The 25,449-nt window shown below is 59.2% G+C and carries 20 protein-coding genes; 13 read left to right on the top strand and 7 right to left on the bottom strand.

The annotated features are described in order from the left end of the window. Positions 1–67: 67 nt before the first annotated feature. Complete coding sequence (locus HMPREF2920_RS05915) at positions 68–2,440, bottom strand: Stk1 family PASTA domain-containing Ser/Thr kinase (protein WP_070595618.1); 2,373 nt, start codon at positions 2,438–2,440, stop codon at positions 68–70. A gap of 79 nt (positions 2,441–2,519) precedes the next feature. On the opposite strand from HMPREF2920_RS05915, the gene HMPREF2920_RS05910 reads away from it, so the two are divergent. Beyond that, positions 2,520–2,894, top strand: a complete 375-nt coding sequence (locus HMPREF2920_RS05910) for an Rv2175c family DNA-binding protein (protein WP_005510311.1) — start codon at positions 2,520–2,522, stop codon at positions 2,892–2,894. A 30-nt stretch (positions 2,895–2,924) separates the two neighbouring features. Here HMPREF2920_RS05910 and HMPREF2920_RS05905 read toward each other — a convergent pair whose 3' ends face one another. The 4 genes from HMPREF2920_RS05905 to HMPREF2920_RS05890 all read right to left on the bottom strand — a co-directional run bounded on the left by HMPREF2920_RS05905 (position 2,925) and on the right by HMPREF2920_RS05890 (position 8,446). Continuing rightward, entirely contained in the window at positions 2,925–3,905 is a 981-nt protein-coding gene (locus HMPREF2920_RS05905) for a phytoene/squalene synthase family protein (protein ID WP_049170403.1), read from the bottom strand. A gap of 6 nt (positions 3,906–3,911) precedes the next feature. Then, positions 3,912–5,528 carry an alpha-(1->6)-mannopyranosyltransferase A gene (locus HMPREF2920_RS05900; RefSeq protein ID WP_070600868.1) on the bottom strand — a complete coding sequence of 539 codons (1,617 nt, stop codon included), beginning with the start codon at positions 5,526–5,528 and terminating at the stop codon, positions 3,912–3,914. An 86-nt stretch (positions 5,529–5,614) separates the two neighbouring features. Next, entirely contained in the window at positions 5,615–7,315 is a 1,701-nt protein-coding gene (gene crtI / locus HMPREF2920_RS05895) for a phytoene desaturase family protein (protein WP_083327113.1), read from the bottom strand. Positions 7,316–7,333: 18 nt separating this feature from the next. Further along, the gene (locus tag HMPREF2920_RS05890; protein WP_049170256.1) at positions 7,334–8,446 is read right to left on the bottom strand and encodes a polyprenyl synthetase family protein; all 1,113 of its coding nucleotides are present in this window, start codon (positions 8,444–8,446) and stop codon (positions 7,334–7,336) included. Between the two features lie 66 nt (positions 8,447–8,512). On the opposite strand from HMPREF2920_RS05890, the gene metF reads away from it, so the two are divergent. Further along, positions 8,513–9,499 (top strand): methylenetetrahydrofolate reductase [NAD(P)H], encoded by a 987-nt coding sequence (gene metF / locus HMPREF2920_RS05885; RefSeq protein WP_016423012.1) that lies wholly within the window; start codon positions 8,513–8,515, stop codon positions 9,497–9,499. Between the two features lie 3 nt (positions 9,500–9,502). On the opposite strand, the gene HMPREF2920_RS05880 is transcribed toward metF, so the two are convergent. Both HMPREF2920_RS05880 and HMPREF2920_RS05875 read right to left on the bottom strand, forming a co-directional pair. Next, positions 9,503–10,177, bottom strand: coding sequence for an LppM family (lipo)protein (locus tag HMPREF2920_RS05880; RefSeq protein ID WP_049170257.1), 675 nt, complete (start codon positions 10,175–10,177; stop codon positions 9,503–9,505). Continuing rightward, positions 10,158–10,748, bottom strand: coding sequence for a GNAT family N-acetyltransferase (locus HMPREF2920_RS05875; RefSeq protein WP_049170258.1), 591 nt, complete (start codon positions 10,746–10,748; stop codon positions 10,158–10,160). Before HMPREF2920_RS05875 ends, HMPREF2920_RS05880 begins: the two co-directional genes overlap by 20 nt. 206 nt (positions 10,749–10,954) lie before the next feature. Between HMPREF2920_RS05875 and HMPREF2920_RS05870 the strand changes: the two genes are divergently transcribed. The 11 genes from HMPREF2920_RS05870 to ftsW all read left to right on the top strand — a co-directional run bounded on the left by HMPREF2920_RS05870 (position 10,955) and on the right by ftsW (position 25,445). Beyond that, on the top strand, positions 10,955–11,443 hold the full coding sequence (locus tag HMPREF2920_RS05870; RefSeq protein ID WP_049170259.1) for an SAV_6107 family HEPN domain-containing protein: 489 nt from the start codon (positions 10,955–10,957) through the stop codon (positions 11,441–11,443). A 230-nt stretch (positions 11,444–11,673) separates the two neighbouring features. Beyond that, a complete protein-coding gene (locus HMPREF2920_RS05865; RefSeq protein WP_016423008.1) occupies positions 11,674–12,117 on the top strand; it encodes a DUF3040 domain-containing protein in 444 nt (147 codons plus the stop codon). Between the two features lie 708 nt (positions 12,118–12,825). Beyond that, the gene (mraZ, locus tag HMPREF2920_RS05860; protein WP_005510286.1) at positions 12,826–13,257 is read left to right on the top strand and encodes a division/cell wall cluster transcriptional repressor MraZ; all 432 of its coding nucleotides are present in this window, start codon (positions 12,826–12,828) and stop codon (positions 13,255–13,257) included. 260 nt (positions 13,258–13,517) lie between these two features. Beyond that, positions 13,518–14,558, top strand: coding sequence for a 16S rRNA (cytosine(1402)-N(4))-methyltransferase RsmH (rsmH, locus tag HMPREF2920_RS05855; RefSeq protein WP_070545614.1), 1,041 nt, complete (start codon positions 13,518–13,520; stop codon positions 14,556–14,558). A gap of 64 nt (positions 14,559–14,622) precedes the next feature. Next, complete coding sequence (locus HMPREF2920_RS05850; RefSeq protein WP_049190478.1) at positions 14,623–15,438, top strand: cell division protein FtsL; 816 nt, start codon at positions 14,623–14,625, stop codon at positions 15,436–15,438. Positions 15,439–15,779: 341 nt separating this feature from the next. Then, positions 15,780–17,690, top strand: coding sequence for a peptidoglycan D,D-transpeptidase FtsI family protein (locus HMPREF2920_RS05845; protein WP_049190475.1), 1,911 nt, complete (start codon positions 15,780–15,782; stop codon positions 17,688–17,690). 138 nt (positions 17,691–17,828) lie between these two features. Next, positions 17,829–19,403 carry a UDP-N-acetylmuramoyl-L-alanyl-D-glutamate--2,6-diaminopimelate ligase gene (locus tag HMPREF2920_RS05840; RefSeq protein WP_070642428.1) on the top strand — a complete coding sequence of 525 codons (1,575 nt, stop codon included), beginning with the start codon at positions 17,829–17,831 and terminating at the stop codon, positions 19,401–19,403. 132 nt (positions 19,404–19,535) lie between these two features. After that, entirely contained in the window at positions 19,536–21,062 is a 1,527-nt protein-coding gene (gene murF / locus HMPREF2920_RS05835) for a UDP-N-acetylmuramoyl-tripeptide--D-alanyl-D-alanine ligase (RefSeq protein WP_070854087.1), read from the top strand. Continuing rightward, positions 21,063–22,169 carry a phospho-N-acetylmuramoyl-pentapeptide-transferase gene (mraY, locus tag HMPREF2920_RS05830; protein WP_016423002.1) on the top strand — a complete coding sequence of 369 codons (1,107 nt, stop codon included), beginning with the start codon at positions 21,063–21,065 and terminating at the stop codon, positions 22,167–22,169. Further along, positions 22,166–23,644: a UDP-N-acetylmuramoyl-L-alanine--D-glutamate ligase gene (gene murD, locus HMPREF2920_RS05825; protein ID WP_049190466.1), complete on the top strand. Its 1,479-nt coding sequence runs from the start codon at positions 22,166–22,168 to the stop codon at positions 23,642–23,644. The genes mraY and murD overlap by 4 nt, the downstream gene beginning before the upstream one ends. Further along, positions 23,637–25,445 carry a putative lipid II flippase FtsW gene (gene ftsW / locus HMPREF2920_RS05820; protein ID WP_049190464.1) on the top strand — a complete coding sequence of 603 codons (1,809 nt, stop codon included), beginning with the start codon at positions 23,637–23,639 and terminating at the stop codon, positions 25,443–25,445. Before murD ends, ftsW begins: the two co-directional genes overlap by 8 nt. The last annotated feature ends 4 nt before the right edge of the window (positions 25,446–25,449 follow it).

The following is a 25,449-nucleotide window of genomic DNA, read 5'->3' as shown; positions in this document are numbered from 1 at the left end:
ATCCAGCTCAGCTAGGTACAACTAGCCCAGCTAGTGCAGCGCCGCACTCATTAGCGCGCCGCACTTTTTACAGAGTGCTGACCGAAATGCTGTCACCCGCCGTGGCCTTAGCGCCCGGTCGGGGTGACTGCAATACGATGCGATCGTCTTCGTTCGCAGAGCCGTCGATGTCGAGCTGAAGATGCTGTTTCTCCGCTTCACGACGTGCCTGCGCAACAGTTTTACCCAGCAGCTGCGGAACCTTCACTGCTCTGGACACCGTCAGCGTGACAGTCGCATCATTGGGGTTAACCAGACGACCTGCACTCGGTGAGACTGCGTCGACACGGCCGTAGTCGCGCGAGGAGGAGGACGCGTCCTTTACTTCGCTTACCTCAATGCCCTCGCGCTGCAGAATTTGGCGAGCAGTATCCTCCGACTTGCCCACTACATTGGGCACTTCGATGCCGTTGTTAATGGTCAACGTCACAGAACTACCGCGTTCGAGGCCAGTGCCTTCCTCAGGAGACACGGAAAGAACCTCTTCCGGCTCAGCAGAGGAGGAGAACTCCGCCGATACTTCTCGGACCTCCAGCCCGGCCTTGCTCAACAGCTCACGAGCTTCATCCTCTTGAAGCCCCACGATCTTTGGCACCTTCACCGGTGCTGGCCCCTTGGAGTAATGCACAGTCACAACTGAGCCAACCTCGACGGTCTGTCCTGGAGCAGGAACCGCAAAGACCAAGCCGCCGGTGGAGACATCATCGGAAAAGACGGGGTCTCCGACCTCTTCTTTCAACGTCCGCTTAGCTAGGGCAGCGCTGAACACTTCCTTTGAGTGGTTCGCGGGATATGCGGGCACAGTCGGGCGGCCGAGACTGACCAGTACGCGAACATCATCACCGCGGACAACCCGCGCTCCAGCTAGGGGGTCCGAGCCAATAATCTGGGACACTGCGACATCGTTGTCGTAGCGCTCATCAACCACCGGTTCAAAGCCCGCCTCACTGATTGCGGTCATCGCCTGTGGTTGCGACAGCCCAGTGATAGAGGGCACTTCGCCATAACGGCCAGAGCCCAGCCACCACGCGCCAAGCCCCATGCCCAACGTGGCAACCAGGGCGATAATCAGCCACAATGCACATCCACGGCGCGTCCGCTGTCGGGTAGCTCGACGGCTCTTAGGCGTCTGAGTCTGAGCAGATCGCGGCTGCGGATGCTGTGGGTGCTGTGGACCCCGAGTGTCCGGCGGCAGCGGATATTCCGGAGCGCCTGGAACGTCGGCTGGTACGAGAGCTCCACCAGACGGCTCCGGGGATTCCCAGCCGGTGGGGTTGTACTCGTCATAGCGATCGAAAGTGCGTGTCCGCCCCGCATCCGGGTCGTCGAAATCATCGAAAACGTTTGGTGGTCCCGGTGGTCGGGAAGAAACGGGGCTACCGGGTGCGTCCGTCGAGAAGCCATAGCCGTCGTGACCGAAGCGCTCGGGTGCCGTCTCTGAGGTGCCGTGTCTGTCATCGAAATGGTCGTTGCCCGGTCGGTGGAAGTCCTCTGTGAGCCCCTCCATGGCGGCAGCGTTGGCGGCTGCTGAATTGACGGGCGACGGCACGCGGAATGGTGGCAGCGCGAGTTTGTCCGCAATGTCTTCGAGTGCGTCACCGAATTCCTCGGCCGTCTCAAACCGATCCTCCGGCCTGCGGGAACAAGCGCGGGCGACCAACTCGTCGAACTCCTCGGGAACGCCGTCGATGAGCTCCGAGGGTGGCGGGACATCTTCGTTCAATCGCTTCATGGCAACGCCGAGCGAAGAATCGGCGATGAATGGCGTGGTGCCGGTAAGCAGCTCAAAGAGCAAAATACCCGCCGCATACACATCGGAGGCAGGGGAGATGGATTCACCCGTGACCTGCTCCGGAGCCAGATAAGCGACGGTGCCGACGATGACCGAGTTAGAGGTCACCTTGGCATCAGCGGCCGCGCGCACTAGACCGAAGTCCGCCAGCTTCACTCGCCCGTCCGAGGCAATCAGCACATTTTCCGGCTTGATATCTCGGTGCACCATGCCGCGGGAATGCGCCACCGATAGGGCGCGCAGAACTGAGCGCATCACGACGGCAGCTGCATGCGGAGGCATCGGACCGCGCTGACGGAGCAGTTCGCGGAGGGTCCCACCGTCGACGAATTCCATAATGAGGAAAACATGCCCCGCCGGGTCCGTGCCCTGGTCGTAGACGTTGACAAGCGACTCGTCATTGAGGTGCGCGACCGCGCGGGCCTCACGTTCGAAGCGGATGCGGAAAGACTCGTCGTCGACAAAACGCGGATCCATGACCTTTGCGGCCACCCTGCGATCGAGCCGCAAATCGGTGGCGCAGTACACGGTGCTCATGCCACCGTGTGCGATGGTGGCTCCGATGCGGTAGCGACCATCGAGAATCTGCCCCTCGACAAGCTGCGACATAAACCAGCCTTCCCTGTTCCAATCAGTTGCTTCTAATAAGTATATGGGGACGTACCTACTGCAAGGCCAACGCGCTAAAGTGACCAGTGTGAGAAAGATTCCAACTTGCCACGATGTCCTGAGCGCCGACGAACCCACTCTTGCGCTGCCCGATGCCGCTGACCTCATTGGCGTCACCGTCACCCGAATTCACGCGTTGCTGCAGGAGGGTCGCCTTATTGCAGTCCACCGCGACGGCATTGCACAAATTCCCGCCCGCTTCTTTGAAGATGATGAGGTCGCGCGTTTTGTACCTGGCGCACTCGCATTGCTTGCCGACGGCGGCTACACGCGAGAAGAAACGCTGGAGTGGCTATTCACCGAAGATGAATCTCTGCCTGGACGTCCGGTGGACGCCCTGCACGGTCACCTTGCACGCGAAGTAATGCGCCGCGCACAGGCTATGGCGTTGTAAAGACCTGGACGACGTCCTACGCCCGCCGTCCTACGCCCGCGATAGCTCCTGTCGTAATCGCCCGGCCACTGCTGTGAAAAGCAGCGGGAGGGCGATTTTTGCTTTTCGAGCGCGTCCCACTTGAGCGCGTTGCGCAAAGACGTTGTAGTTCATGCGCTCAATTTCGCCGAGAATGTCTGAGTAGAGAATCTCCGCGGCACGGATAGCCTGACGCCCTGGCACCTCTAACATGTCCACGCCGCTGCTGGCTTCGGCATAGAGTGCGCGGTTGCGAGCGATGAAGAAGGCCAATGCCTGACGTACCGCCGGGGTCGTCTGTCCCGTGGCGGCACAGTAGCCGATCTCCTCGGTACCCACTCCGAAGGCCTCCCACTCATTCAGTGGTAGGTAAATACGGCCACGGCGAAAATCCTCGGCGATGTCGCGGAGGAAATTCGTCACCTGAAAGGCTTTTCCCAGGAGCTCTGCGTAGGGAGTGGCTTCCTCACGGGAGACCCCTGTGCGGGTGCCTAGGATGGGCATCATCTCAAGGCCGATGACTGCTGCGGAGCCCCACATATACGAGTCGAGTTGCTCCCATGTTTCAAAATGCGCAATGTGGCACGATGTGTCGGGCACGTCCATCAACATGGAGTGAACAAAGTCCGCAGAGAGCTGTGGATCGATGTCGTAGTCGCGAAAAGTCTGTGCGGCCGCCGAGATGACGGCACGGTCGCGGTCGCGGTGGACGTCGTCAAGCGAACCGATGACGACAGCTGAGTGGAAAAGCTCGCTTAAACGTGTGACCGTGGCTTCGATGTGCGTGGGGGAGCGGTCGGCGTCGGCGGGGCAGTCGACGTAGTCATCGACGATGCGTGCCCAGGCGTAGAGAGACCACACCGCACGCTGTTGGCGGGGTGCCAATAGTCGCGTGGCCAGGGAATACGTGCGACCGTGGGAGGCCATAATATCGCGGCAGAGCTCGTAGGACTGTGGCAGCGCGATGGTCGAGAGAGGCTGTGGGGTGGGCATGGACAACTATGCGACCTCGGTTGACCGCGACAGGGGTGCCACCGTGGAATCCGTGTCTGCGGCGGTTTTATCGTCACGCCACGGGTACTTCCAGCTGAATTTTCCAGTGGTCAGCCAGCCGACGGCCAGCCAGCCGAGAACGGTAATGATAACCATCCAGGGCACGTCGTAGAAGCGGTGATTGCCGCCGCCGGCGAAGGACAGCGACAGGATGAATGTGAACAACACGGTGCCTTGAACCACCCATCGTGGCGGGCGAATCGTTCCCATGGGAGTCAATAAGCTGGCGTAGTACCAGGGAAGTGCCACGGCATTAAATACGCAGGCCACCACGTAGGCGGCAATCATGCCAGCGACATTGTTACGAGGGGTGGCTCGGAAGTAGAACCAGGAGATCACGAGTCCCACCAGCATGATGATGGAGGAGACCACGCGTGTGTGGCTGACGATGACATTGAAACCGATGTCGTCGTTGAACCACGCCGTGACGCCCGAGATCACACCAGCGACCGCTGACGGTGCTGCCAGGGGGTTAATCACCTTGGTATTGCCACTGATCTCGGAAATCCAGCCCCAGCTCGAGCCGGTCAGCCACGTCACCACTGCAAGCGTGCCGACGCAAACTGCGACCAACACGATGCCCACACCGGCAATCGCCGGAATCTTGCGCAGCATCTCTTGAACCGTGGCGATGGGCTCGCGCCTGGTCAACACAATCCACACGACGAAGGGCAGCGCCAGGACAGCGGTGGCCTTCAGCGCGACGCCGATTCCGATGAGGACAGCGGCGACCAGGCCACCCCGCATGTGCTCCATGCGCAGTGCGGCGACGAGCGCCAAGCTGACCAAGCCGACCATCAGTGCCTCGTTGTGCATACCCGCAATCAGATGCAGTAGCACCAGTGGATTGAGCACACCGAGCCACTGTGCGAAAGCCGGATTTGCCCCAAGCTCCCGGGCGATTCGCGGGATCGACCAGACAATGGCGGCGAAGCCCAGCAGGCACACAATGCGGTAGAGAATCACGCCGACGGTGATGTTGTCGCCGACAATCCGCGTGATGACCTCTCCAATTCCCAGATGCAGCGGGCCATACGGGGTGGTGGTGTTCCGCCAGTCTGCGGATACCTCCAGCAGCATCGGCCCTGGATTAGCTGCAGCTCCCTCGGTGTAGGGATCAAACCCATCGCGGACCATCGCACCCTGCATGAGATACGAATAGACATCGCGAGAGAACAGCGGTGCGGCCAGCGCGAGGGGAATTGCCCAGGCCAACAGGATTGAATTAAACCGGCGCAACGTGGACTCATCGCCGCCAGCGTTCGCTGACGCCATAGCGTCTGCTGCGTCGCCAGAATGGGCAGAACCGGCCACAATGTCCCGGATAGTCCCCTTCGAGAACAGCAGTTCCCGCCCGATGCGCAGCCACGAGATAAGCAGCAGGGCGATACCTACCCAAATCACAATCTCACAGAAAATCTGACCGTGACCATAGGTGATCCAGTCAAGTCCCAGAGCGTGGACAAGGCCGCCACGGTAGCGGTTCGCACCGGAACCGTAGGAGCCCAGAGCAATGAGGATGCCACCGTAGACACCCAGCTGAGCACTCCGCGATAAATTCATGTCAACCTAAACAATCGATACATTGCTGATGCATTAATCCTAGTTGGTCAGTGACCACCGGCAGACATCCGGGAGACATTCAGGAGCTAAGGCGTTTCAAACCGCTGTGCCGCAAGTCGTCCAGAAATCATGACCGTCGGCACGCCAACTCCCGGCACCGTCGTCGATCCCGCCAGCGTCAGATTCTTTGGCATCTTCGGAGAGAAGTTGCGGGGACGGAATGGCCCCGTCTGTCGGAACAGATGCGCCAGCCCAAACGGCGAGCCAACGCCCATGTCACGTTCTTGCCACTGTTGAGGGGTATCGATCCGACCGACTCGCCACTTCGTAGAGATCCCGATCAGTCCGCGCCGCTCCAGCTCAGCGGTTATTTTCGCGACGTAGTCCCCACCGATTCGCGACCAAATCAGATTGGCCGACTGCAAGTTGGGGCACGGCGCGAGCACACTGACGGGCTCCCACTGCACGCCGTTCGCATCTGTGACAATACGCTCCGGCGCGCTCACCGCAGGCCGGGTGACCAGCAATGATGGGTCCGACATTAGCTTTCCATGACGCGGTGACGAGATCTCCTCAAAGGTTTCGTTCCACTTTTCGCCAAACGAAATCAGGTGATGCCGCTTCGGCCACGTCGCAGTCTCCGAAACCGGAATCAGCCCGTGCGCCACCACCGCCGATGGAGAAAATCGAACTGGGAACAACCGTCGCGCTCCCGTCCGCTTTACGACGCTCCGAAGGCCTCGCCGCTTCGATGAGCTACCGGCGGCAGAGGTAGCCGCGTCGTGAAGCCAGCTCTGCACCACAGGTAAATCGGTCGTAGCGATGACGGCATCGGTGGGACGCTCGCCAGTTGCCGTGGTGATGGCGGAGACAAAGCCTGCTTCGTCAACTTTCAGCCCAGTGACATCAACGCCGAAGTCGATGGTTCCGCCAGCTCGACGGACGGCCTCGGCGAGCAACTCGCTGACGGCGCCTATACCCGAACCAAATGCGGGGGAGTGCGGATAGTAAACCCCCATCGAGGTATCCATGTGGGAAATGCAGCCGTAGACCGCACGGGCCTTAGCGGGAGGCACACCTGCGTAAAGCGCCTGGAAGCTGAAAACGCGAGCGAGATCATTATCTCCGAGGAAGGCACGAATCTTAGGTTCGAGGGCGCCGAAGGCACCGAGTCGGAGGAGCGTAGTGAGGTCGCGAAGCGCGCCGGGCCCGGTGAATAGGTCCGTAACGCGGTCAAAGCTGCGGGACATGAAGTTGTCGAAGCAGGCATTGAAGAGAGTTTGCAGCCACGTGCGAAGTTTGCGGTAACCGGCGACGGTGGAGTCAGAGGCACCGAAGCGCGCGAGTTCATCGGCCATCATGTCTTCGTTGGAAAACACGTCGAGTCCGCCGCGGGTGGCAAATTCCGCACGGTAGGTGGGCGTGATTGGGGAGGCCGAAAAACCCGGGTCGATATCGCGCGCGTAGAGGCCGACGGCGGCGAGGGCATCGTCGACAAGCGAGGGCATGGTCCATACAGTTGCGCCAGTGTCGAAGACTGCGGTGAGCGATTGCTCGTCGATATCGACTGTGATGGGTTCACTGGCGCAGCGTCCGCCGACGAAACTTCCCCGCTCGACAACGGTGACATCGTAGCCATCGGCGATGGCGTAGAGCGCGGCGGTAAGTCCGGACAGGCCTGCGCCGATGATGGTCAGTCGTGGTTTGGAGCCCTTATGAGGACGAGTGACCGCACGTCGCAGACGCGGGGAATTAATGGGGGCACGAGTGGGGGAAGCAGCGGGCATGACTACGCAACACCTGGTCTAATGCTGACGAGCGGTGGCGCGAACGCCCATAGCAATGAGGTTCTCGCGCGACGTTGCAGGCAGGTCGGCATTCTCGATAGTGGAGAAAGCGCGGCTGGTCAGGCGGTCAATTTCACGTTCGACGGCATCGGCAGCGCCGGAATCAGCGATGAGATTTCGTAGCTCATCAATATCTGCAGCAGACGAGACCGCTCCCAGGCGTTCATCGATAAAGCGGGCCTTTTCAGGTGCGGAATCGAGGTAGAGGCTTAAAGCCTGGCCGACCAGTACGGTTCGCTTGCCCTCGCGGAGGTCATCGCCGGCAGGCTTGCCCGTGACTTCGGGATCGCCGAAAACACCCAGCTGATCGTCGCGGAGCTGGAATGCCACACCGATATCGCGGCCGAAGCTGCGGTAGGCCTCAACCAATTCCGCTGGGGCGCCGGCAATCGCAGCACCAATGTGGAGCGGCCGCTCGATGGTGTAGGCGGCGGTCTTGAACAGATTGATTTTCTCAGCGGTCTCGACGCGACTGTCCCGGCTGGCTTCGGCCGTGATATCGAGCAGTTGGCCGCCAAGTACTTCAGTGCGCATCGCCCGCCAGGGGACAAGTGCGCGGGTTAGCGCCTCCGAGCTGAGGCCTGAAGAGTGCATCATGTCATCAGCCCAGGTCAGGGCGACATCGCCAATGAGAATCGCGGCGGAAATACCGAAGCGGTCGGCGGCTCCATTCCAGCTATTGGCCTCGTGCTTGGCCTCGAATACCTTGTGGATAGTCGGTGCGCCACGGCGCGTATCAGCGTCATCGATGATGTCGTCATGAATGAGTGCGCAGGCTTGAATGAGTTCCAAGGCACTCACCGCGTTCATCACAGCCAGGGAATCCTCGGCTGGGGAGAAACGGCCTTCGAGGCCGCCTGCCCCCAACCACCCCTGCCAGGCGAAGGCTGGACGCACGCGCTTGCCCCCATTGAGGACGAAGGAGTGGAGCGAATCTATGGCCTCGGTGTACACCGCATCGACCGACGCGACATCGTCGCCACGGCTTTTGAGGTAATTCTCCAGCGTTTTGGTAACAGTAGCTGGTACTTCGCGGGGCTGTAGCGCGGCCAAATCCAGTTCTTCGCTCATGTGAGCCTCTCGTCGATGACGGGTAATGCTGACTCAAGAATAGGACACCGCTTAGTATGAGTGACTATGTCCTCAACAATGCCACTGTCGCCAGGCCGCCAAGTGACAATCCGCCAGGCGCTTTCAATGCCGAGCGCGGGCAGTATTCCCTTCTCGGTCGAGTTCATGCCCCCGCGTGACGACGCGGCCGAGGAACGTCTTCTCCGAGCAGCTGAGGCTTTCCATGATCTTGGTGCCTCCTTTGCATCCGTGACCTACGGCGCCGGTGGTTCTAGCCGCGACCGCACCCTGCGAATCGCCCAGCGCGTTTCGAGGCAGCCGCTTACAACGCTTGTGCACCTGACATTGGTAGAGCACACTGTCGACGAGCTGCGGGAAATCCTGCGCTCTTATCTCAGCGCGGGGCTGACGAATCTGCTCGTTCTGCGTGGTGACCCGCCGGGAGACCCGCTTGGCCCTTGGGTGGAGACCGAGGGCGGTCTGCACTACGCCAGCGAACTGATTGAGCTAATTAAGGCCGAGCCGGAGTTCGAGAAATTTGAAATCGGCATTGCGTCGTTCCCGGAGGGACATTACCGCTCGCCGGATTTGGACCATGACACGCAGTACACGCTGGCCAAGCTGCGCGCGGGAGCCGAATACTCGATTACGCAGATGTTCTTCGATATTGAGCACTACTTGCGCCTTCGAGACCGCCTGGTGGAAGCCGACCCAGTGCACGGTGCCAAGCCCATCATTCCGGGGCTGATGCCGATTACATCGCTGCGCTCAGTGCGCAGGCAGGTTGAGCTCTCCGGGGCACAGTTGCCATCCGATTTGGAGGAACGCCTGATTAAGGCAGCAGATGGTGACGAGCAGGCCAATAAAGATGAGATTCGCAAGATTGGTATCGAGTTTTCGACCAACATGGCAGAGCGGCTCATCGCCGAAGGCGTGCCGGGGCTGCACTTTATGACTATGAACTTCGCTCGCGCCTCCCAGGAAGTTTTGCACAACCTCGGCATGGCGCCCGAATGGGGCACCGGCCAGGATATGCTGCGCGGCGGTTTTTAATTGCTAAAAGTCCTGCATGTCGCGAACTCTTCGCGCCCACAGGACACCTAGCACTGAGGCTAGGACACCGGCGGCTGTGGTCACACCGGCAAATAATAGGAATTGATTCCGCTTGGTGGATCCAGCCGGCGACGAAGCCCATACATTATGGTTCTCGCCACTGGCGAGCTGCCATTCCACCTTGTTCGGTTCGGTCTGGCGGCCATTGGAGTCAGTAACCTGCTCCGGGAACGCGACGACGAAATCAACCTTCGCGCCGGGCAGGTGAGTCAAATCCATGTGGCCGTTCATCGAAATCTTGCCGCCACCGGTACGGTCTAGGTCGATGTCTACGCGATCGTCGGAAAGCTGTCGGAGCGTATCGGTGAGTTCAATGAAGTGCAGCTCGTTGAACGAGACTTCCATCTTTCCTGTGGAGGAGTCGATTACTCCCTGCGAGACGCGGTCGGAGAGATCTTCCGGTACTTGCCACTGCTCAAATTGGGAACGGACTTCCTCCGTGGGTGTTACGTGAATTGTGCCCGAGACTCTGTCGTCGCCGGAAATGGTAATGCCAGCCTGTGCGTCAAAGCAGCCGCTGAGCGGCAAGATGGCGGCAATTCCGGCCATTGCTGTGGCAATGCGCAGAGGCGAAAGTCGTTGACGTGGTGTGGAAGGTTCACTCGGTGATGATGTCACGGGGAAGATCTACTCCTAGAACTGCGAAGGGACGAGAGTCCCCTGTGAAATAAAAGTTCCTTAAAACATCTTTGAAACCAAATTGGCGGTAGAGCTGCCATGCCCTATTGGCCTCATTCGGGTATTCCGGGGTTGACAACAGAACTCGCGTCTCCGGGCGGGAATCGACCAACTCGTGGAGCAACCGTTTACCGAGTCCCCGCCCCTGAAAGCTGGGGTGAATGTGAATCTCAGACAGTTCGGCGTAGTTGCCCAAGAGCTTGACGACGTCCGGTAGCGAGCGCCCGTCCATGAGCAGTCCATCTCTTACCTGGCGATACCACCAGTGCGTGTCCAATCCTGTACGGCAGTAGCCGATGCCGACCAACCTGCAGCGCGGGTCGCGGAGAGCGTGGGCAGGGGAGAGCTCTTCGGGGTGAGCTATGGCTGCAGCAGCCATGAAGCCGGGTTGAGTGGTTTGCTTCTGCCATTCGTGGAGACGACCGGGCAAGATCGCGGGGTTGTACTGCATCGCGGTGATGTAGAGAGCCACTGCTTCTTGCAGGCGGAGATTGAAGTCTCCTGCTGTCATCGGAACCACGCTGTATTTCACAGTGACCAGATTAGCGACTTAGACGAACTTAGTTGTGAGATTACTGCAATAACATCGAGTCGAACAGTTGTGCGAAAGTATGCCTGGCGTAGTCCGGGGTTGGGGATAGATTGCAGTCAATCCCGCTAAGGGGAAGCGGAAAATCCGTGCTCATGTGAATGCTGTGTGAAAGGAGAAGCAGGGTGGTGGCAAGGTCGAACGTGGTGGAGTTTAGGGCGATTTCGCAGTCGGGTTTGGTCGCCCCGGTCGGTGTCTCAAGGCAATCGCTGGAGCTGCTGGGGCGGGCAGAGGCTCTGCTAGCGAATGCTTGGAATGCCAGCTCTGATGAGATGTTGGAGCTTTCCTACTGTGCGGCGCTGCGTTGCGCAGGCGCGCTGTTGAATCGCGACGATGTGTCGGTGGCTGGGGGTTCTGGCTCGGGCGCTCGTTCGGGCTCGGTAGTTAAGCGTCGTCGTTCGGCAACACAGAGTGCCTGGTTGCGTTTAAAGAAAGAGCAGCCCGAATTTGATAGCTGGGTCACCAAGTTTGAGCAGTTCACCGCGCTGCGTGAGGAAGTCCGGTTGGGTATTTCGCGTCGCATTGACTCTCGGCGGGCGCAGGAGTTGTGGGATTTAAGTTGTGCATTCTTGGGGGCTGTCCGGGCTGAGCTGGGTGTTCTGTCCGCGGCTGCGTAAGCCGGTGGGGGCGTGTTAGAGCGTTGCTTTCCTAAATAAATGGGGGATTGTTCGGATTCATGGAACAATAGAGGTGAGTCGCCCGTTGAAGGGGTAAGAATGAAGCTAACGGACGCCGCGTTAGCAGCACGTGGCCTGTAATTAACTTTGTTGTATCGGCATTGTTAGTTGAGGGGTCAAGGCTCGCCAGTATCGCGGTGGGCAATGCTCAAGTAGGCGATGGAGGAATTGTGGGACTATCTGAGCACGAACAGCGGATGCTCGACGAAATCGAGTCTGCACTCTACGCTGAGGATCCTAAATTTAGTTCGACGATGGCCGGAAATGCGTTCAGCTTTCCGGAGGAAAACAGCGCACCTCGTGGGTTTTCCATCCAGGTTTTTGCGCTCATGCTCCTCGGTCTGCTGATGTTGATTGGCGGCGTCGCTCTTTTCTCTGTGAGCAATTGGTTCATTGTGTTATCGGTTGCCGGCTTTGGCCTTATGTTCGGTTCCGGCGTTTGGGCTCTGACCGGCGCCGGTAAGCAGGAGAAGGCTAGTTCTGCTTCGGGGCTGAGCTTTGGAAAGTCTAAGTCCGGGGCGGCAAAGAGTCGTCGAGGGACCTCGGGTAGCCGTGGCTCCTCTGGTGATTCCACGTTGGAATCGCGTTTCCGTGGCCGCTTCGAGGGGCGTTAGGGGATAAACCTCAAGAATTAACAAGTGAGGGCAAGCCAGCGATGGCTTGCCCTCACTTTTTTGTTTTTCTAGACGTGAATCGTCTCCACAAGATCTCACCCACTTTGCCCCACCCCGAGTCCCCACTTTCCCCCACTTAGCTATTGGGATGGAGGAATTCTTATCTGCGGTCGTTGTTGGTATCTCCGAAAGTTTGGCTCTGGCGACACAAAATTGCAGGTCAACGCACTAAGTCTGGCGACCAGGTTGAATCTGGATGGTTTTTAGCAGGTAAGTGGTGGGTAGTGGGGCGTAAACTGCTTTCTGTTAACAATGTGGTTGGTGTGGCGTCGTTATCGGCGTGGTCGCGGGTGGGTGCCCCACTTTTTATTCGCGCTTTAATTGTCGAGGTGATTCTTTAAAAGCCCAGGTCAATTGGGTTAAAATGGATGTCCTGGCGGTGGGGTTGAGCTGATGCTGTGACTATTTTTCTCCTTCTTGTGTTGATAGTGGCAGATAGTGGGGTAAAGTGGGGCGTGATGTTGATTGAGGTTGGTCAACATTGCAGAAGTGAATATCCGATTTGCGCTTAAGGTTTGGCGAGATTTTGGCACTGCGGTAAAGCGCAGCCCTCTGGCTCTGCTTGAAGGCAACGCCTAAATCCCTGAATTTGGTAAGCGTTTGTGCGTTGACATTGAGGTTGACACGGGGATAGGAGGCCAGTGACGCATGTTTCTGGGCACCTACACGCCGAAGCTTGATGACAAAGGGCGCCTGACGTTGCCGGCGAAGTTCCGCGAGGATCTCGCAGGTGGCCTGATGGTCACTAAGGGACAGGATCATTCTCTGGCGGTGTATCCGAAAGAGGAGTTCGTCAAATTAGCTCAGCGGGCTACTAAGGCCTCTCGTACGAATGCCAAGGCGCGAGCTTTCATCCGAAATCTTGCGGCGAGCACCGATGAGCAGCGGCCCGATGGTTCGGGGCGAATCACGTTATCGATGGATCACCGTCGGTACGCGAATCTCTCCAAGGAGTGCGTGGTTATCGGCTCTATTGACTTTCTGGAGATCTGGGACAAAGAGTCCTGGGAGGCCTACCAGGCGGAGCATGAAGCTGATTTCTCCGAAGGTGAGGATGACTCGCTGTTCGGCGTTTTATAAACCGCATGGAATAACCGAAAAGAGGGAATGTCCGCATGGACTCTGCCTGATAGCCCCTGGTGTACTTCCCCGATACCAGGTTCTGTCAGGCGGGGCCCTGTGAACATCCCCGCTTTTTGTTTTAAGCACTGATAGCAGCATTCCCAGTACTGCTCATGAGGTGCGGTCTGGTTGCTGGCGCGGCACTCGTCGTTAAGCAAACCGGGAATACACTCGATAGATTCTCTGACCAGTGCGAACATACCCGGTGAGGAGGGGAAATGAACGGATCGGTACCTACGGATGATCGCAAGTCCGGCGAGTTTGGTCATGTCCCCGTTTTGCTTCATCGAGTGACTGATTTGTTGCGCCCGGGCATCGAGGCGCTGGGTGACGACGCAGTAGTTGTCGACGGCACTCTTGGTGCCGGTGGACACACGGAATACCTGTTGGAGCAGTTCCCGAAGCTCTGCGTTGTTGGACTCGATCGCGATGACAATGCATTGCGAGGGGCAGAAGAACGTCTCGCGCGCTTCGGTGATCGCTTTGTATCCTTCCGTGTGCGTTTCGATTCGCTCGCCGAGGTGCTCAGTGGTGAGATTCCTGCAGCCGCTGGTGGCAGTGGCGCGGAGGACATTCTCGCCCGCGCCGCTGAGAAGGGCATTGCAGGTGCGCTTTTCGATCTCGGTGTTTCCTCGATGCAGCTTGACCAGGTCAATCGTGGATTCGCCTACCGAGTCGACGCCCCGCTGGACATGCGCATGGATGCAAGCCAGGGGATTACCGCAGCGGATGTGCTCAATACCTATTCGCACGGTGATATCGCGCGTATCCTATCGACTTACGGCGACGAGCGCTTCGCCGGCAAGATTGCCTCGGCAATCCTGCGTGAGCGGGAAAAGGAACCGTTTACGACCTCCGGTCGTCTGGTTGAGCTGCTCTACGAAACCATTCCGGCGGCATCTCGTCGTAAGGGCGGACACCCGGCCAAGCGTACGTTCCAGGCTCTTCGTATCGAGGTAAATCGTGAGCTTGAAGCTCTGGAAAATGTGCTGCCGCAGGTCTGCGATGCACTCGCAGTCGATGGGCGTGCAGTGTTCATGAGCTACCAGAGTCTGGAAGACCGCATCGTCAAGAAGGACTTTGCGGAGCGCGTGAAGTCGACAACCCCACCGGGGCTCCCGATGGAGCTTCCGGGGCATGAACCGCACTTTGCTCTCATCACGAGAGGTGCGGAGAAGGCGTCGGCAAGCGAGATCGAAGACAACCCCCGAGCCGCACCGGTGAGAGTTCGCTGTATCGAGCGAATTCGAGCCGATTGACCCAAACCTTTCAACCGCACCAAACGCACCCTTAACGATCTAAGTACTGGGAGAACTTTCGAGCATGGCAACGACAATCACGGAGCACGCCCCCACCCGGCGCACCTCCCGCGGCGCATCTGCAACCGTCGCCGGTGCCAAGACGAAGACTCGTCAGCGCGGTCGCAGCGCCCGCACGAAACAGGATCTTTATCAGCGCAGGCGGTTTGGGCGCACAGGTTCTCAGCAGGTCATCTCGGTGCGTGGGCGTCGCGTTACGACGTCCTCGAGGGATAACCACAAGTTTGCCGGTGCGGCCGTGATGATCATTCTCGTCGTTGCCGGAATCGTGGCGGCGATGTGGCTGTCGGGTATTTCGACCTCGACATCCTTGCAGCTGGATGCTGCGCAGACCAAGGAAAAGGAGCTGCGTAACCAGCTGGAGGTGCTCGAGCGGGATGTTGCTTACATGAAGTCAACCGGTGCTATCGCGCAGCGTGCTGTGGAAGAGGGCATGGTCAATCCGGAGCAGCCTGCCGTTTTGACGACTGATCCGGAAGGCAAGGTCGTGGAAGTGCGACCGGGCGATGAGAAGCAGCAGAAGATTATCGACCTCAACAGTGAGTCGCCGAATGTTCCGCATGCGCCGTCGTCGAACCCGAAGGACACCGAGAATGTTCCGGGGATGCAGGCACCGGCCATTGAGGAAGCGCACCCACGTCCGAACGGGTTGCCGGCAACCGCTCCGTATGCGCCGCAGAACCATGAGCCCGCACCAGCACCTGCGCCGGCTCCGGCACCCGCGCCTGAGGCTGAAGCGCCAGCGCCAGCCCCAGAAGCGCCAGTCGCGGCGCCGGAAGCACCGGAAGCTCCGGCACCCGAGCCAGCTCCAGCACCGTAGGAACTTAGAAAACAAACTGGGCCAAACTGGCCAACTGTCCGATATTCTGGCGGTTCCACTGTTTCTGGTCAGTCGACTGTAGACTAATTAATTCAGTACTCGCGATGGCAGGGAATACCGCCTAACGTTATCGCGCGCGGGAGAATCGACTTAGTAGAAAGCACTAGCGCATGATTCGATCTGAAGACGACTACCCCAACCGTGGAGGGGGGTATGACTTCGGCGAACGTGCTTACCGAATTACATCCCGTGAGCGCAGAGGCCAAAGTCGCGTTCGGGATGGTCAGCGCAGCCGGGGGCTCGATGCTAAAACCAACCGAAGCGTGCCCCCGCGCGAAAAAATGCGCATTAGTAATAAGGACTTCATCCGACGTCGCAACTGGCTGCAGTTTATAGGCGCTATCGCAGTTGTAGTGCTGGTCTCCCGTTTGGCTTGGGTGCAGCTCGTCGCAGGTCCTGACCTGTCGGCGGCGGCGCAGAATCAGCGCACGGTGGAAGTTGTTGATGCAGCTCGGCGCGGTGCGATTCTCGATCGTAACGGAGCTCAGCTTGCCTTCACTATGGAGGCACGCAGTATTACCGTTCACCCGAACACTTTGCGCAAGTGGATTGGGGACGCCCATAAGCAGCGCCCGGATGATGTCGCTACCTACGATGAACGCCTCGAGCAGATCGCCAAGGATTTGCCGAAGCTACTCGACGTGGCCGACATCGACGCGGAGAAGTCGGGAAGCAGTCGCCGTCGTCAAGCGGAACCCGAAACCGAGGAGAACTCGGTGATGAGCGCGCCGTCCCGGGTGAGCTCGAAGGACATTCTGGAGAAGCTGCGCAATGAGGACAGCACCTATGAGGTGCTCGTGCGTAATGTCGACCCGGACAAGGCCGCTGCCATCGTGGAAAAGTATCCGGAACTGGTGGCGGAGCGTCAGGATATTCGCCAGTACCCGAATGGGGCGACGGCGGCTAACGTCATCGGCAAGATTGGCATGGATGGCGTCGGCCAGTTCGGCTTTGAAGCCTCTCGTGATGCCACTTTGCAGGGTATTAACGGTGGCAAGACCATTGATATCGCCTCTAACGGTGTGGCAATCCCGGGATCCACGCGCGATGTCCACGCAGCTGTGGACGGTACGACTTACGAGCTGACCCTGGACCTCGACATGCAGTACTTTGTCCAGCAGCAGGTCAACCAGGCGAAGGCCAACTCGGGAGCGAAGGATGCGTCGGCAGTCGTGCTCGACGCGAAGACCGGCGAAGTGCTTGCAATGGCGCAGGCGGACACGGCTAACCCGAATAAGGATATGGGGGCCGAGCTCGAAGAGGGGCGCACTATCGGAAACTCCGCTGTATCGAACCCATTTGAGCCGGGCTCTGTAGCAAAGATTATTACCGCAGCGGCCGCTATCGAAGACGGCAAGACCACACCGGATGAGGTTCTGCAGGTTCCGGGCACGATTGATATGGCGGGTGTCACCGTGCGCGATGCATGGGAGCACGGCACGGAAGCTTTCACGACGACCGGTGTATTCGGCAAGTCCTCCAATGTCGGCACCCTAATGCTGGCAGAGCGTTTGGGTCAGGACCGCTTCGCTGAGATGCTGCATCTCTTCGGGCTGGGGCAGTCCACGGGTATCGAGTTGCCCAGTGAATCGTCCGGCTTGGTGCCGCAGCGTCCGCAGTGGTCCGGCGGTACATTTGCGAACCTGCCCATCGGTCAGGGTATGGCCATGACACTGCTGCAGATGACAGGAGTTTTCCAGGCAATCGCCAACGATGGCGAGCGCATCCCGCCGCGTATGATTCGTTCGACAATTTCCCCGGACGGCACGAAGACGGCAACAGAGCGCCCGGAAACAGTGCGTGTGGTTAGCCCGGAGACCGCCCAAACTGTGCGCGCTATGTTTGAAGGCGTTATGCAGTCTGATCCCACGGGGCAGCAGTCGGGTACCGCTGCCGGAAATAGTATTGAGGGGTATTCGCTCACAGGCAAGACAGGTACGGCGCAGAAGGTTGACCCCGACACCGGCGCGTACTCGAATTCCAAGTACTACATCACGTTTGCAGGCATCGCGCCTGCCGACGATCCCCGTTTTGTCATTGGCATCATGCTTGACGAACCCCAGCGTGGTGTTCATGGTGACGGCGGTCAGTCAGCAGCCCCACTGTTTAAGGACATCGCCGCTTGGGCGCTTAACCGCTACAACGTACCGCCGTCGCCACCCCGCGAGGGCAAGTTGTTGCTGCAGCCGTAACGAGGTCACCACCACAATGAAGTTACCGCGACAGCACTAATACACAGACTTTTATTACTTTGGTTTCTGCAAAGTGAATCTCTTGAATTTTTCCAACCTGTTGTACACCAACGACTGACTTGAAAGAGGGAACAGCCAATGACCGCCACCCTTGCGAAATTGTGTAACCTCGCGCATGGCCGACTTGACGGCATTACCGAATCCGCGGCGGCAGGAGCGGATATTGCCGCGATCGAACTCAACGCTGCCGAAGTGCCTGAAGGTGGAATGTTTGCTGCCGTCCCAGGTACTCGCACGCACGGTGCGCGCTACGCGCAGCAGTCGGCTGCTACAGCGATCCTGACTGATGAGGAAGGTCTGAAAATCCTGCGGGAAGCAGGGGAGACGCGCCCAGTCCTGGTTGTCGACGATGTCCGGGGCGTCATGGGGCACGTTGCTGCAGAAATATACGATCACCCCTCGGATTCACTGACCATCATTGGGGTTACCGGCACCTCTGGCAAGACCACCACGACCTACATGCTGGAGGGCGCGCTGCTGGCAGCTGGCTGCTCGACAGGCATCATTGGTACTACCGGCACGCGCATCAATGGCCGTGCCGTTCCGTCGAGCCTGACTACCCCAGAGGCTCCGGCCCTCCAGCGCCTGTTCCACCAGATGCTCTCCGAAGGTGTGACGCACGTTGTCATGGAGGTTTCTTCTCACGCACTGTCGTTGGGGCGTGTAGACGGAGTCAGTTTCGACGTCGGCTGTTTCCTCAACCTCTCGCAGGATCACCTGGACTTCCACAAGACCTTGGAAGAGTATTTCCAAGCCAAGGCCAAGCTCTTTGATCCGGCAGGTCCGACACATGCACCGAAGGCTGTCGTGTGCATCGACGACGACTGGGGTGTCCGCATGGCAGATATCGCTGCCGGCGACCCGGATGTCCAAGTCACCACTGTCCATACTCAGCATCGCGTAACCGACAAGACGCCAGCTGCCGAGGTCTTTGCAGAATGGCACGCCGCTGCAGCCACTGTCGCCACCAACGGTGTCCAACATGTGGAGCTAACGCGAAACAACACTGACACAGTTGAGGTGGAAGTTCCTCTGCCGGGTGCTTTCAACGTTGCCAATGCCGCAGTCGCATGGGCTGTGCTCGATGCGATTGGGCATGCCAATGACGCGGCCAAGAGCGGCCTGGCGCAGGTGCGTGTGCCAGGCCGCATGGAGCGCATCGACCGCGGACAGGACTTCCTGGCTGTGGTGGACTATGCCCACAAGCCAGCCGCAGTAGCTGAAGTGTTGGCCACCTTGCGTGCACAGACCGAAGGTCGCGTGCTGGTTGTCGTCGGCGCCGGTGGCGACCGCGATAGTGCCAAGCGTCCAATTATGGGAGCCGAGGCTGCATGCGGTGCCGATGTCGTCATCATCACCGATGACAACCCACGCTCCGAGGTGCCCTCTGAAATCCGTGCGGCCGTGGTCGCCGGTGCGAAGGAAGCCGTTGCCAGCGGCAAGGCCAGTTCTGACACGGTTGTTGAGGAAATCGGCGATCGCGGCCAGGCAATTCGCCGTGTCGTCGAGCTCGCCCACAGCGGCGACAGCATCGTGGTGGCAGGCAAGGGACACGAAACCGGCCAGAATATCGGTGGCGTAATTCACCCGTTCGATGACCGTGAACAGCTGGCCGAAGCACTCACACAGCGACTGGAGGGATCCGCTGATTGAGATTGCTGAAATCGCTGAGGAAGCGCACCACCTGACATGCCTACCGCGAACCATTCGCGGTAGGCGAATAAAATCAAGAAATCATCCTTTACTAGGCGCCTGGAACTCTAACCAACAAGGACTATAGACATCATGATTGCCCTGACCGCCGCGGAAATCGCTCACATCGTGGGAGGTGAACTCGCCCACGTCAATGATGACGCCACAGTGACTCAGCCCGCAGAATTCGACTCCCGAAAGATTCGCGAAGGCTCGCTCTTCCTCGCCCTGCCGGGCGCGCGTGTCGACGGCCACGACTTCATCGATCAGGCTGTAGCAGCTGGAGCGCCGATGGCACTGGCGGCACGAGATGTTGGGCAACCTGCGGTCGTCGTCAAGCCTCTTGGTAAGCAGGACTCCAATGCCGACGCATTTGCACACGATCCGGATGGTTCCGGGGCGGCGGTGCTGGAAGCGCTTGGTAAGTTGGCGCGTTACGTCGTCGACGAGCTGAAGAAGGATCAGCTGCATGTCGTCGGTGTGACGGGTTCGGCGGGAAAGACGTCGACGAAGGACATGATGGCGACGCTGCTGCGTACCGACGGTCCGACGGTGGCGCCGAAGGGGTCGTTTAATAACGAAATTGGGCATCCGTACACGGTGCTGCAGTGCACTCCGGAGACGAAGTACCTGGTTGCGGAGATGAGCGCACGCGGAATTGGGCATGTGGCCCACCTGGCGCGCATCGCGCCACCGACGATCGGTGCGGTGCTCAATGTTGGCACGGCGCACCTTGGTGAGTTTGGCTCGCGCGAGGCAATCGCGCAGGCTAAGGGCGAGCTCGTGGAAGCGCTGCCGGCTGCGGAGCAGGGCGGTGTGGCCGTACTCAATGCCGACGATGACTACGTCACTGGCATGGCTCCGCGTACCCAGGCGAAGGTGGTGTTCTTCTCTGCCGATGAGAACTCCGAACGCCACGCAACCGCGGATTACCGCGCCACGAATGTGCAGCTCGATGATTTTGCTCGTGCATCTTTTGACCTGCATGTACCGGATGGGCGTACATTCCCGATCCAACTGCAGGTCTATGGTGCGCACCAAGTGGCCAATGCCCTGGCGGCGATTGCGGTGGCAGTGGAGTCCGGTATTGATGCTGAGCAGGTCGCAAAGGCGATGGCCGCGCATGTGGCAGCGTCAGAGCGGCGCATGGATGTCCAGCAGCTCACTGGCAATATCGTCGTTATTAACGACTCCTACAATGCCAACCCTGATTCGATGCGTGCGGGGATTGACGCTCTGGCACGTACAGCAGCTGGCCCAACGCACCAGGACGCCTCATCGTGGGCGGTGCTTGGACAGATGGGTGAGCTTGGCGATTCCGCTGAAGATGAGCACTCGTCGCTTGGCGAGTACCTTGTGGGCCGCGGCATCGATCGACTAATTGCAGTCGGAGAGAGTTCTAATGTGCATGCCCTGGCCGACAAAGCGGAAGAGTTGGGGTTAAATACTTCTAGGGTGCCGGATACATCCACTGCCGCGGATTTGGTGGCGGCCGAGGTGCGTCCGGACGATGTGGTGTTAGTCAAGGCCTCCTATGCGGACGGTATGTGGCGGGTCGCGGACTCGCTGGCTGCCAAGGTTGGGACTACGCCCGAAGGTGAAAGCGGAGAGGAAAAGTAAGTGATTCAACTTATTCTCAGTGGTGCGATTGCATTTCTGGTGAGTGTCTTTTTAACACCAGTGCTTATTCGCAAATTCTCTGCTGAAGGTCTTGGCCAGGAGATTCGTGAAGAAGGGCCGAAGAGCCACCTGCGCAAGCGGGGAACTCCGACTATGGGCGGCATCGCCATCATCGCCGCAATCGTCGCTGGCTATTTCCTCTCACACCTCGTTACGTATATCCAGACTGGCGTGGGGCCGTCCGCCTCCGGTCTGTTGGTGATGTTCCTTGTTCTGGCGATGGGCGCATTGGGTTTTGCCGATGACTTCATCAAACTCTACAAAGGACGCAACCTGGGGCTGAACAAGACAGCGAAGCTGGTTGGGCAGCTGGCGGCAGCACTGATTTTCGGCGTGCTGCTGCTGCAGTTCCCGGATGCGTCTGGCTTGACTCCCGGTTCGACGAGCTTGTCGCTGATTCGAGATATTCCGTTCCTGAATCTGGCACCGGGGCCTGTGTGGTTCGGCATGATTGTCTTCCTGGTATTTGTCTTCATCGTCATTGCCGCATGGACGAATGCCGTCAATCTCACTGATGGCCTTGACGGCCTGGCCGCTGGCGCCACCGCGCTGCTACTGGCCACCTACACGCTGATTTCCTTCTGGCAGTTCCGTAACTCTTGCGAGGCTTCGCTGGGCAGCGGTTGCTACAACGTCCGCGATCCGCTGGATATCGCCGTTATTTCCGTCGCGGGTCTGGGCGCCTGTTTGGGCTTCCTGTGGTGGAATGCAGCGCCGGCAAAGATCTTCATGGGAGATACCGGTTCGCTGGCTCTTGGCGGTTTGGTAGCGGGTCTGTCATTTGTCACCAAGACTGAGCTGCTGATGGTTATCATTGGCTTCATCTTCGTGATGGAAGTTGCTTCCGTGGCAATCCAGATCGCGGTTTTCCAGACGACTGGCAAGCGCGTATTCCGCATGGCTCCTCTCCATCACCACTTCGAAAACGGAGGTTGGGCGGAGACAACTGTTGTCGTTCGCTTCTGGCTACTCGCAGGCATTTTCAACATGATTGGCGCAGCCATCTTCTACAGTGACTGGCTCTCTCAGGTAGGCGTATTTCAATGATTAACTCACCAGACCCGACCAACCTCACCGATATCCGAAATCTCGACTTAGTCGCTACGGTGCGCTCTGGTCGAGTTCTGGTGGCAGGAGCCGGAGTTTCCGGTCGCGGTGCCATTGCGATGCTCAAGGACATCGGCTGTCCGGAAGTTGTCGTCGTGGACGACTCCGCGCTCGGCGCACTGGTTGCCGCTGACTTTTCGGTTCGGCATGTCACAACCGCAGACGCTCGCGACGAGCTTGCCGACGCGGTTGCGATCGTGACCTCCCCGGGGTGGCGTCCGACCAGTCCGCTGTTCGGCGCCGCCGCTGAGGCCGGTGTCCCGGTATTCGGCGATGTGGCGTTGGCTTTCGCCGGCGACTGTGCCCAGCTGTGGGGTCCGAAACGGACCTGGCTGGTAGTCACCGGCACTAACGGCAAGACCACAACCACCTCCATGCTGGCCGCCATGCTCGGGGAGCAGGGCGCAGCTGTGGGCAACATTGGTGTGGCTCTGTACGACGCACTGACTGCTGAGCCTCGTATCGAGGTCTTGGCCGCAGAGCTGTCCAGCTTCCAGCTGCACTGGGCTCCAAACATTCGCCCAGATGCGGGAGTACTGCTGAACCTGGCGGAAGACCACATCGACTGGCACGGTTCTTACGAAAACTACGGTCTGGACAAGACCCGTGCGCTGCGCGGTACTGTCGCAATCTACGGTGCGGATGACGCAGATGTCGTCGAGCACGTGGAAAAGATGCTGAAAAACGACGAGCTCGGCAACTCCGTCGTGGGCTTTACCGATGGTCCCCCGGAGGCACACCAGGTCGGAGTTCGCGACGGCATGATTGTCGACCGCGCTTTTGGCGGCGGCGATGCCGCAGCTGACGACTCTGGTCCGGGCATTGTCATCGCACCGGTAGCGGGAATTTCTCCTCCCGGCCGGGCAGGTGTTCTCGACGCGGTGGCCGCCACTGCGATGGCGCGCAGTATCGGTACCTCACCGGAGCAAATTGCAGCGGCATTGGAGACTTTCGAAGTTCGCGCACACCGCGGTCAGATTGTCCATAAGGCAAATGATGTCGTGTGGATTGATGACTCCAAGGCCACCAACCCCCACGCTGCCGACGCTGCACTGTCCGGTCATGAGCGTGTCGTTTGGATCGTCGGTGGTCAGCTCAAGGGCGCGGAAATCTCTCCGCTAGTGGCGAAGCATGCTCATCGCCTGCAGGCCGCCGTGGTTCTGGGCGTCGATAGGCAACTAGTCAGCGATGCGCTCTCCCGCATCGCACCTGCTGTGCCGGTCGTTGTCATTGATGACACCGACAAGGTTGATGCCATGGCAAAGGCCTGTATGGCAGCTAGTGAATATGCCAACCCTGGGGATGTGGTGCTGTTGGCACCAGCTGCCGCCAGCTTGGACATGTACTCCGGAATGGCTGAACGTGGCGACTTGTTCGCGCAATGGGCGCAGAAGGTGACGTCAACTGATGGATAACTCCCGCAAGGCTCGTAATTTAAGCGCTAGTGCCGCGACGGCACAAAAGGGGACGAAGGCTACCAGTTCACAGCGGCCCTCGTCGTCTAGCTCTAGTGCTCGAGAGCGGCCGGCGTGGGTGGAGCGTTTTAACGACTGGAAGTCGCGTCCGCTGTTCGACTACCACCTACTGATGATTATCGTCGCGCTGCTGACGTCGATAGGCCTGGTGATGGTGCTGTCGGCATCCATGGCCAGCGCGGGTAACGACTCGGGCAGCGTGTGGTCGGTGTTCATCCGTCAGCTGGTCATGGTGGTGGCGGGTCTTATCTCCATGTGGATCGTGCTGCGAATGCGGGTGGAATTGATTCGCTCGCTATCGACAGCAGCGCTGATTTTGTCCTTTGTGCTGCTGGTTTTGGTGATTATCCCTGGTATCGGCATCGGCCTGGAGGAAACCGGTGCGCGTTCGTGGCTGAGTATTGGTGGTATCACCATGCAGCCATCAGAAATCGCGAAAATTGCGCTGGCACTGTGGGGTTCGAAGCTGCTGGCTGAAAAGGTCCGCACTGCTGTGTCCTATACCGATTTGTTCGGGCTGTTCGGTGCGGTCAGCTTCGTGGTATTGGCACTGGTGATGCTGCAGCGTGACCTCGGCATGGTTGCTTCCATGGCGTTCGTCGTGGTGGCGTTGGCGTGGTTTGCTGGCCTGCCGCGAGTATTCATCACCGGGCTGCTTGCCGCTGCGGCGTTCGCCCTGGTGATTTTTACCGTCACCGCGGGTTTCCGTTCGGCGCGAATCAGGGTCTACTTGGACTCGCTGCTCGGTAACTTCAACGATGTGCAGGGAGATGCCTACCAGTCCTACCAGGGCTTTCTTTCGCTTGCCGACGGATCTCTCACCGGTGTCGGTCTCGGTCAGTCGAGCGCGAAGTGGGGATACCTACCGGAGGCGAAGAATGACTTCATTTTCGCCATTATCGGTGAGGAGACTGGTTTTCTCGGCGCGCTGATGGTTATTTTGCTCTACGCAGCGCTCGGCTGGGTGGGACTTCGTATCGCCGGTCGTCAGAACGATCCGTTTCTCCGTCTGCTCGCGGGCACGATTACTGCTGCAACCGTGGTGCAGGCTTTCATCAACATCGGCTACGTCGTTGGTGCGTTGCCAGTGACTGGTCTGCAGCTGCCGCTGATTTCCGCTGGTGGTACATCGGCGATGGTGACGTTGTTCTCGATGGGTCTGCTGGCCACATGTGCCCGCCACGAATCGGAGGCAGTCTCTGCAATGCAGACTTCGGGACGTCCGGGGCTGGACAGGTTCCTGGGTATTCCGGAACCAATCCCGTATGACGAATCGCGTCGCCACGCGCCGAAGGTGCGTGCCCATCGCGATCCGCAACGCTTTGGTCCGCCCGTGGTGACCAGTGGAGCGCGTACTCCACGTGGCGAGGGGGCGCAGGTGCGGGAAACCTACAGTGGCCGAGCTGACCGACCCAACCGGGCCGGCCGTAGTGGAGGCAGCCGCAGTGGCCGAGGTGCCACCCCGCAGCGTGGCTTCCGAGCGTCCGGAAGCTCCGGAAACTCGGGCAGTGTTCGTGGCCGCGAAGTGGATTATTCCCCTCGTAGTGACGACGGACGGACGCGGGGTTTTACAGCGAGGTCGCCGCGGACTGGACGGTCACAGGGCTCCTGGTCGTCGTCAAGCTCAGGCCGGGGCAGTAGGATTCGGGGCGAAGGTCGTGGTGGACAGTCGCGTTCGCGCCAGCGCCCGGGCCGAAACAATAGGAACGGCGGTTCAGCACCGCGGAGGAGGAATCGATAACACC

It is taken from the genome of Corynebacterium sp. HMSC075F02 (genome assembly GCF_001838335.1).
Classification (GTDB): domain Bacteria; phylum Actinomycetota; class Actinomycetes; order Mycobacteriales; family Mycobacteriaceae; genus Corynebacterium; species Corynebacterium jeikeium_D.
This window is presented reverse-complemented; position numbering and strand designations above follow the sequence as displayed.